Annotated in this window: 4 protein-coding genes and 2 rRNA genes; 1 reads left to right on the top strand and 5 read right to left on the bottom strand. The window is 43.3% G+C overall.

Annotated features, from left to right (window positions below):
• From HMPREF9200_RS05455 to HMPREF9200_RS05445, 3 genes are all read right to left on the bottom strand, one after another.
• A 23S ribosomal RNA gene (locus tag HMPREF9200_RS05455) occupies positions 1–2,203 on the bottom strand; the annotation flags it as partial.
• A 437-nt stretch (positions 2,204–2,640) separates the two neighbouring features.
• A 16S ribosomal RNA gene (locus HMPREF9200_RS05450) occupies positions 2,641–4,202 on the bottom strand.
• Between the two features lie 975 nt (positions 4,203–5,177).
• A complete protein-coding gene (locus HMPREF9200_RS05445) occupies positions 5,178–5,918 on the bottom strand; it encodes an NADPH-dependent oxidoreductase (RefSeq protein WP_009353812.1) in 741 nt (246 codons plus the stop codon).
• A 140-nt stretch (positions 5,919–6,058) separates the two neighbouring features.
• On the opposite strand from HMPREF9200_RS05445, the gene HMPREF9200_RS05440 reads away from it, so the two are divergent.
• A complete protein-coding gene (locus tag HMPREF9200_RS05440; protein WP_009353799.1) occupies positions 6,059–6,778 on the top strand; it encodes an SIMPL domain-containing protein in 720 nt (239 codons plus the stop codon).
• A gap of 195 nt (positions 6,779–6,973) precedes the next feature.
• Here the strand turns inward: HMPREF9200_RS05440 and HMPREF9200_RS08740 are convergent, their stop codons facing one another.
• Both HMPREF9200_RS08740 and thrS read right to left on the bottom strand, forming a co-directional pair.
• Complete coding sequence (locus HMPREF9200_RS08740; protein ID WP_009353813.1) at positions 6,974–7,132, bottom strand: hypothetical protein; 159 nt, start codon at positions 7,130–7,132, stop codon at positions 6,974–6,976.
• Positions 7,133–7,328: 196 nt separating this feature from the next.
• A complete protein-coding gene (gene thrS / locus HMPREF9200_RS05435; protein WP_009353804.1) occupies positions 7,329–9,239 on the bottom strand; it encodes a threonine--tRNA ligase in 1,911 nt (636 codons plus the stop codon).
• Positions 9,240–9,284: the final 45 nt, after the last annotated feature.

Genomic DNA, 9,284 nt, shown 5'->3' with positions numbered 1-9,284 from the left:
ATCCCAACAGCGACTCCACTAAGACTAGCGCCCTAGCTTCTACGTCTCCCACCTATCCTGTACATTCATTAACTAAAATCAATCCTAAGTTACAGTAAAGCTCCATGGGGTCTTTCTGTCCAGTCGCGGGTAACCTGCATCTTCACAGGTACTTCAATTTCACCGGGTCCCTCGTTGAGACAGTGCGCAAGTCGTTACACCTTTCGTGCGGGTCGGAACTTACCCGACAAGGAATTTCGCTACCTTAGGACCGTTATAGTTACGGCCGCCGTTTACTGGGGCTTCAATTCAGAGCTCCGGATTACTCCTAACCCCTCCTCTTAACCTTCCAGCACCGGGCAGGTGTCAGCACCTATACGTCAGCTTTCGCTTTAGCAGGCACCTGTGTTTGTGGTAAACAGTCGCTTGCGCCTCTCTTGTGCCACCCATTCATGCTAGAGCCGTTACAAGCTTTCACACTACATGGGTCATCCTTTTCCCGAAGTTACGGATGCATTTTGCCGAGTTCCTTAACGAGGGTTTTCCCGCGCACCTTAGGATTCTCTCCCCGCCTACCTGTGTCGGTTTTGGTACGGGTAGTATGTCTCTACCTAGAAGCTTTTCTCGGCAACTTAGGATCAATTACTTCGCTCTTTTGAGCTCGTCATCACGCCTCAGCTTTTAGAGTAACGGATTTACCTATTACTCAACCTACACGCTTAAACATGCACTTCCAATCGCATGCTAACCTACCTGTTTGCGTCACTCCATCGATCAAACAATTCATACTAGTACAGGAATTTCAACCTGTTGTCCATCGCCTATGCTTTTCCGCCTCGGCTTAGGTCCCGACTTACCCTTGAGTACGACGATCGTTGCTCAGGAACCCTTAGGCTTTCGGTGGAAAGGATTCTCACCTTTCTTTCGCTACTCATACCGGCATTCTCACTTCTTACCAGTCCACAGCTCCTTCCGGTACTGCTTCAATCCAATAAGAACGCTCCCCCACCCAATGGTATTACTACCATTGCCACGACTTCGGCTCTGCATTTTAGCCCCGGACATTTTCGGCGTCAGAGTCTCTCGACCAGTGAGCTATTACGCACTCTTTAAATGGTGGCTGCTTCTAAGCCAACATCCTGGTTGTTTTGGAAACTCCACATCCTTTGCCACTTAATGCAGCATTGGGGGCCTTAGTCGGTGGTCTGGGCTGTTTCCCTCTTGACTATGGGCCTTATCACTCATAGTCTGACTCCCATGTATAAGTATAGCCATTCGTAGTTTGACTAGGTTCGGTACCCGGTGTGGGCCCTAGCCCGATCAGAGCTCTACCGCCTATACTCTTTACCATGAGGCTAGCCCTAAAGCTATTTCGGGGAGAACCAGCTATCTCCGTGTTCGATTGGCATTTCACCCCTATCCACAACTCATCCCAAAGCTTTTCAACGCTCACGAGTTCGGTCCTCCACACAATTTTACCTGTGCTTCAACCTGGCCATGGATAGATCACTACGGTTTCGGGTCTACTACCACTAACTCTTCGCCCTATTCAGACTCGCTTTCGCTTCGGCTCCACGTTTTCCGCTTAACCTCGCTAGTGACAGTAACTCGCCGGTTCATTCTTCAATAGGCACGCCGTCGACCTGCAATTATACGGTCTTCGACTGTTTGTAGACATACGGTTTCAGGTTCTCTTTCACTCCCCTCCCGGGGTGCTTTTCACCTTTCCCTCACGGTACTATGCGCTATCGGTCCATACTGGTATTTTGCCTTGGAGGTGGTCCCCCCTGCTTCCCACAAGGTTTCACGTGTCTCGTGGTACTCTGGATACTGCTCCACATATGCAGGATTTCGACTACAGGGCTTTCACCTTCTTCGGCCGACCGTTCCAAGTCGGTTCGTCTATCCCATTTATGCTTGTTAGCAGTCCTCAACCCCGGTCTGGCGAACCAGTCCGGTTTGGGCTCTTCCCCGTTCGCTCGCCGCTACTAAGAGAATCTCGTTTGATTACTTTTCCTCTGGGTACTTAGATGTTTCAGTTCCCCAGGTGCCCTCCTCATACTCTCTGGTATGGGTGACAGAGCTTCACTCTGCCGGGTTCCCCCATTCGGATATCTACGGGTCAATGGTCGCTTGCACCTCTCCGTAGCTTTTCGCAGCTTACCGCGTCCTTCTTCGGCCAGTATAGCCAAGGCATCCACCGTATGCCCTTACTATCTTTACTTGATAGTGACATATAGTTATGTCTTTTGCTTTAGAGTCATCCTTTCGGATGCTCTCACCTTATAAGTTAATTTAGAGAATCTATGTGCTTGGTCTAACCCTTAGAGTCAACTCTAAGAGACCAAATCATAAATAATTTATTATCTTCTATGCAGTTTTCAAAGAACATCTTCATTTTCTATAAAATCACGCCTAACTTCGTCAAACTCATTCCGCTTGTCTCACGTAATTACCATTACGCTTCGACTTCGCCTCATTCGTTTTCCTTGTTATCCATCGATTTTCTTAGAAAATAGTGCTTAGTAAGTATATAAAGCATTTCACTACTTGTCAATACTAACTTTTGAGAGTTGACCTCTCAAAACTGAACAATAAAAGTGACCAAAGTGTCGACCTAGTGTGACATCTAGCATCTTGTGCTAGTGTATGTCTCCCTAGAAAGGAGGTGATCCAGCCGCACCTTCCGATACGGCTACCTTGTTACGACTTCACCCCAATCATCGACTTTACCTTAGACGGCTGGCTCCCGAAGGTTACCCCACCGGCTTTGGGTACTTCCGACTTTCGTGGTGTGACGGGCGGTGTGTACAAGGCCCGGGAACGTATTCACCGCAGTATGCTGACCTGCGATTACTAGCGATTCCGACTTCACGTAGGCGAGTTGCAGCCTACGATCCGAACTGAGAGCTTGTTTCTGGGGTTTGCTCCACCTCGCGGCTTCGCTTCCCTCTATTAAAGCCCATTGTAGTACGTGTGTAGCCCAGGTCATAAGGGGCATGATGACTTGACGTCATCCCCGCCTTCCTCCGCATTGTCTGCGGCAGTCTCTCATGAGTTCCCACCTTTACGTGCTGGCAACATAAGATAGGGGTTGCGCTCGTTGCGGGACTTAACCCAACATCTCACGACACGAGCTGACGACAGCCGTGCACCACCTGTTTTCTGGCTCCCGAAGGAGAAAAACAATCTCTTGTTTCGTCCATCAATGTCAAGACCTGGTAAGGTTCTTCGCGTTGCGTCGAATTAAACCACATACTCCACCGCTTGTGCGGGCCCCCGTCAATTCCTTTGAGTTTCAGCCTTGCGACCGTACTCCCCAGGCGGGGTACTTATTGCGTTAACTCCGGCACAGAAGGGGTCGATACCTCCTACACCTAGTACCCATCGTTTACGGCCAGGACTACCGGGGTATCTAATCCCGTTCGCTCCCCTGGCTTTCGCGCCTCAGCGTCAGTTTTCGTCCAGAAAGCCGCCTTCGCCACTGGTGTTCTTCCTAATATCTACGCATTTCACCGCTACACTAGGAATTCCGCTTTCCTCTCCGATACTCTAGCCTACTAGTTTCCATCCCATCACGGGGTTGAGCCCCGAACTTTTAAGACAGACTGGATAGGCCGCCTGCGCGCGCTTTACGCCCAATAATTCCGGACAACGCTTGCCACCTACGTATTACCGCGGCTGCTGGCACGTAGTTAGCCGTGGCTTTCTATTCCGGTACCGTCACTTTTCTGCATTATTCACACAGAACTCTTTCGTCCCGATTAACAGAGCTTTACAATCCGAAGACCTTCATCACTCACGCGGCGTTGCTCCGTCAGACTTTCGTCCATTGCGGAAGATTCCCCACTGCTGCCTCCCGTAGGAGTTTGGGCCGTGTCTCAGTCCCAATGTGGCCGTTCATCCTCTCAGACCGGCTACTGATCATTGCCTTGGTGGGCCGTTACCCCTCCAACTAGCTAATCAGACGCAATCCCCTCCTTCAGCGATAGCTTATATATAGAGGCCACCTTTCATTCACAAGCGATGCCGCCTGTGAATCGTACGCGGTATTAGCAACGGTTTCCCGTTGTTATCCCCCTCTGAAGGGCAGGTTGATTACGCGTTACTCACCCGTTCGCCACTAACTTCAAGAGAGCAAGCTCTCTGTCTGTCCGTTCGACTTGCATGTGTTAAGCACGCCGCCAGCGTTCGTCCTGAGCCAGGATCAAACTCTCCAAGATATCTTGAAGCTATTTGATAGCTCATTCATTTTCGTTGTTGCCAATTACTTGGCTAGAATTTTTTGGTTGGTTTCAACTATGTGAAACCCGCACTCTGGCTTATGTTTACTTCTTTCGAAGTAATTACCTTTTATTGTTCAGTTTTCAAAGATCAACTTCGCCTTTACAACACTGTGTTGTGGCGACTAGATTATAATAACAGATTCACAATATCGTGTCAACAGTTATTTTTAATCTTTTTTAATTTTCTTAGTTACTAAGCCGTAAGAAAATTAAAAGTGCTTGTGTCTCAAGCACTAAAAGTATTATATGCTATTTACCAATAATTTGCAACCCTACTTTTTACTATTTTTCATATATGTTTTCTATAGAACTCACCCTATATAATCTAGCCCTACTTAAAACAACTAAATTAAGTATATCTAAGCTAAAGCATAATGTACACCTCCTGCTTCTAATTATAATCGGATTTATAACACCATGTGCCAGCAATACTTATGTTTCTTCTGAGTAACGTAGTTATACATAGAATAGTTTGTGGAGTTCCTTACTACTTAAATTCCCCAAACATCATAAGATCTCAGCATCTCCCACCCTAGAATGCAGTTATGTGTAGAACGCCTTGTGGCAGTGTTATTAACTTAATCATACAAATGTAAGAAGAGCACGGTAAGCCTCCAAATAACCACTCACAAACCTTTCCTAGAGGAACGCAGTTATGTGTAGTAGCTTTGTGGCGTTTTTACTATCTAAATTACACATATACAAGAAGAGCACGGTGTGCTCCGAACAAACATTATGTAATACCGTTTGTGAGGAGTATACCGTGCTCTTCAATTTATCTTATTAAGTTTAATTAGCCACAGGCTACATAGCATTACAAATGACGATACATTATGAAATACCGTTTCTGAGAAGGTGTATTGCGGTCTTTTCTTTCATTACATCGCAAAAACGCCATAAGGCAGAATAGCATTACAAGTGAAACCCTTGAGCTTTTGCAATTTCCACCAAGGCACTGCGCTTCTCATCCTTCATTTGTAATCGCCCCACTACTTGGTCTGTAAATTTAGGCAAAGGATAATTAGGACTACGAAGATCATAGTATTGATTCATTTCTTCATCATAATCTTCTAATAGCTCATGATAATTATCAAACGTACTATATTCATCATCAAATACATTTGCTTCTCTTGGCATGCGTGGTTTCAATGCTGGTTTTTGGTCCGCCATACCCAGTCCAAGTCCTACTACAGGGAATGTTAATTCAGGTAGGTTCAAAATTTCAATCATTTTTTCTGCATCGTTTAAGATACTTCCCAAATATACTGTACCATATCCTGCCAGCTCTGCTGCAGTCACCATATTTTGTGCCGCTAAACAGGCATCTGTCCACCCTTGGAAGAATCGATCTGCATCATTTGCTGTATCAAGATCCAGTCCTTTTTCTTTCATAATTTGTGCATTTCGATATGCATCCACCACAAATACAAACAATTCAGGCATACCTTTCACATACTCTTGTTTGCATACCGCTGCAATGGCTTCTTTAATTTCTGGCTTTACAATACGGATGATACTGAATGTTTGCATCCCCATGCTTGTGGCTGTCCGTTTCGCTACATCTAACAAAATACTTAAATGTTGCGGAGATACTCTCATCGGTTTATATTGTCGAATACTTTTATGATCTAACATAATATCAATAGGGTTCATAGTTTTACTCCTAACCTTCATCATACTTTCACATAGTTTATGTAGTATAATAACAAATACTAGATGTACTGTATATATACCATTGTAGGGTACTTATTTTTTCTTTGTCAACAGGTACATCATATAGAAAGGACGATTTTATGAAACATTCATTTTTTTTGAAAGCTTTCACTATCGGTGCATTTATGGCATCTGCTACCTTGGGAGCTATGGCAGCAGATATGGCACCAGGAGAAATTTCTGTCACAGGCCAAGCTATTCGACAAGTAGCACCCTCCTATGCATTACTCAATTTAGGAGTATCCAACAAAAACACCTCTGTACAGGCTGCCAAAGCACAAAATGATGCTGTTATGTCTAAACTCATCTCTTCTTTACAACATGTAGGAGTTTCTAAAAATAACATACAAACTTCTAACATTACCATCAATCCTAATTACGATTACATTGATGGGAACTCAAAATTAAATGGTTATAATGTAAACAACACTGTTGTTGTAAGGGTGTATGACACATCATCTATTGGAAAAGCCATCGACGCAGCTATTGCTAGTGGCGCTTCTGATATTAATTCCCTTACCTTCCAAACCGATGTATCCCAGGAGATAGAAGATCAATTATCTACATCTGCCATTAGTGATGCACGCCACCAAGCGGAAGTGATTGCAAAATCTCTTGGTCGCGAACTAGGTCCTGTTAAATCCGCAAGCTTAGGAACTACACGCACACAGACTATGGAGGTAAACCCTAGATATGCTATGCTTGCAGTAAAATCTATGGATTTATCTAGCTCTACACCTATAGAGAAGGGAGATATGTCCGCCAACAAAACAGCAAATGTAGTATTCTATCTGCAATAGAATCTATATCTCTTGATACAACTATCTGATTGCCAAAATATATGCATTCACATACACATCTAATGATGCATGTTATACATATTACTTACTATATAAATATCACCCCTACGAGAAACGTCATCCTGTGTATGGCGTTTCTTCATTTTTCTAAAAAAAGCCGTAGCGAAAACAATCCTCAGTCGCTACGGCTTTTTCTTATTTTTTCTTAGGCACAACTTTAAAGCTATCATGCATTTGCTTTTTCATATCATCTGATAATGGACACGGCCATTCATTGATATCATTATGCTTCTTTAATTTTTTTAAATCCTCAGGACTTAATTTTTGCTTTTCTGCATCGTCAAATGTAATCATGATTCCATCACCTCTACTCGGAATACTAGAAAAGGAAAGACCAATTTCTTTCTAATTGTATTATATGATGAAAAGCACCTTCTTGTGAAGATGCTTTTCATATGTATACACAATACTTATATCATCAAAAATCCACTAGGATCCATGTATCAGATTCACGCAAAGTGCCTCCATACTATCCTATTTATTTTAGTGATTATGCACGATCTTTAATTTCTTGTTGGATATTTGCCAAGAATTCTTCCCAAGGAATCGCACCTTGTTCGCCTACGCCACGTTTACGAACAGCTACTTTTCCTTCTTCCACTTCTTTGTCACCTACCACAAGCATGTAGGATACTTTTTCCATTTGTGCTTGACGGATTTTGTAACCAATTTTTTCACTACGATCATCTAGTTCCACACGCACATAGGCATCTTTAAATGCTTTACGTAATTTTTCAGCATATTCTACATGTTTTTCACTGATCGGAAGGATTTTCACTTGTACTGGTGCCATCCAAGTTGGGAATGCCCCTGCAAAGTGTTCAATCAAGATACCAATGAAACGTTCCATAGAACCAAAGCATGCACGGTGAATCATGATTGGACGATGTTTTTGACCATCTTCTGCGATATATTCCAAGTTAAAACGTTCTGGCAAGTTCATATCCAATTGGATAGTACCACATTGCCATGTACGGCCGATAGAATCGCGAATATGGAAATCTAGTTTAGGACCATAGAACGCGCCATCACCTTCGTTGATACGATATGGAATACCTTTTGCTTCGATAGCTTCACGCAATGCTTCTGTTGCTAATTCCCAGATTGCATCGTCGCCAATAGCGCCTTCTGGTTTTGTACTTAACTCTACATGATAGGACAAGCCAAATTGAGAGTAGATACGACCGAATAAGTCGATAACGCTCATTAACTCTTCTTTAATTTGAGATGGAGTCATGAATACATGGGCATCATCTTGTGTAAAGCTACGTACACGGAATAAACCATGTAAAGCACCACTCAATTCATGGCGATGTACTAAACCAAGTTCTGCCATACGAATCGGCAAATCACGATAGGAATGCATATCGTTTGCATACACCAAGATACCGCCTGGGCAGTTCATTGGTTTTATGGCATATTCTGCTCCGTCGATTTGTGTTGTGTACATATTTTCACGGTAATGGAACCAGTGACCAGATGTTTCCCACAAATGTTGGCTTAAGATGATTGGAGTACGAACCTCTTCATAATCATAGTCATGATGTACTTCACGCCAGAAATCTTCTAAGGCATTTCGTACTGCCATACCTTTTGGCAAGAAGAATGGGAATCCTGGTCCTTCTTCTTTGATAACGAACAAGCCAAGCTCTTTACCTAATTTACGATGATCACGACGAGCTGCTTCTTCTAATAAGTGTAAGTATTCTTCTAGTTCTTCTTTCTTTTCAAAGGCAGTACCATAGATACGTTGCAACATTTTATTTTTTTCATCGCCACGCCAGTATGCACCTGCAATACTTTGTAATTTAAAAGCTTTTACTTTACCAGTACTTGCCAAGTGTGGACCTGCGCAAAGGTCAGTAAACTCACCTTGTTTATACGCAGAAATCACTGCATCAGCAGGCAAATCATTGATTAACTCTACTTTATAATTTTCCTGTTTAGCTGCGAAGAAATCTAGTGCTTCTTGACGTTCCATCAATACTTTTTCGATAGGCAAGTTTTCTTTTACAATACGGCTCATTTCCGCTTCGATTTTCGGTAAATCTTCTGGCACTAATTTATGTTCCATATCGATGTCATAGTAGAAACCGTTCTCGATGGCTGGTCCAATGGCCAATTGCGCATCAGGCCACAAACGTTTTACTGCTTGCGCCATCACATGAGATGCTGTATGACGGAATGCATGTTTACCACCATCTTCTGCAAATGTTAAAAAGCTTACCTTAGAACCATCCACCAATACTTCACGAAGGTCTGTTAATTCTCCATTTACATCAGTGGCTAATACTTTTTTTGCTAAGCTGTTTGATAGTTGTTTTACTGCTTCACCCAATGTAGTTCCAGCTGCAAAAGCTTTAGAACTTCCATCAGGTAAAATGATATTTACTTCACTCATAGGTTACCTCCCTAGGTCTAATACTACTATGCCATTGGGGATGGC

This window comes from Veillonella sp. oral taxon 780 str. F0422 (genome assembly GCF_000221605.1).
Lineage (GTDB): Bacteria > Bacillota > Negativicutes > Veillonellales > Veillonellaceae > F0422.
Note: the sequence above shows the minus strand (reverse complement) of the source record. Positions and strands in the feature narration are given on the sequence as shown.

What these genes read in the sequence shown, in the direction of transcription:
- HMPREF9200_RS05445 (WP_009353812.1), bottom strand. Translation starts at nt 5,918, where the DNA reads ATGAACCCTATTGATATTATGTTAGATCATAAAAGTATTCGACAATAT.
- HMPREF9200_RS05440 (WP_009353799.1), top strand. Translation starts at nt 6,059, where the DNA reads ATGAAACATTCATTTTTTTTGAAAGCTTTCACTATCGGTGCATTTATG.
- HMPREF9200_RS08740 (WP_009353813.1), bottom strand. Translation starts at nt 7,132, where the DNA reads ATGATTACATTTGACGATGCAGAAAAGCAAAAATTAAGTCCTGAGGAT.
- thrS (WP_009353804.1), bottom strand. Translation starts at nt 9,239, where the DNA reads ATGAGTGAAGTAAATATCATTTTACCTGATGGAAGTTCTAAAGCTTTT.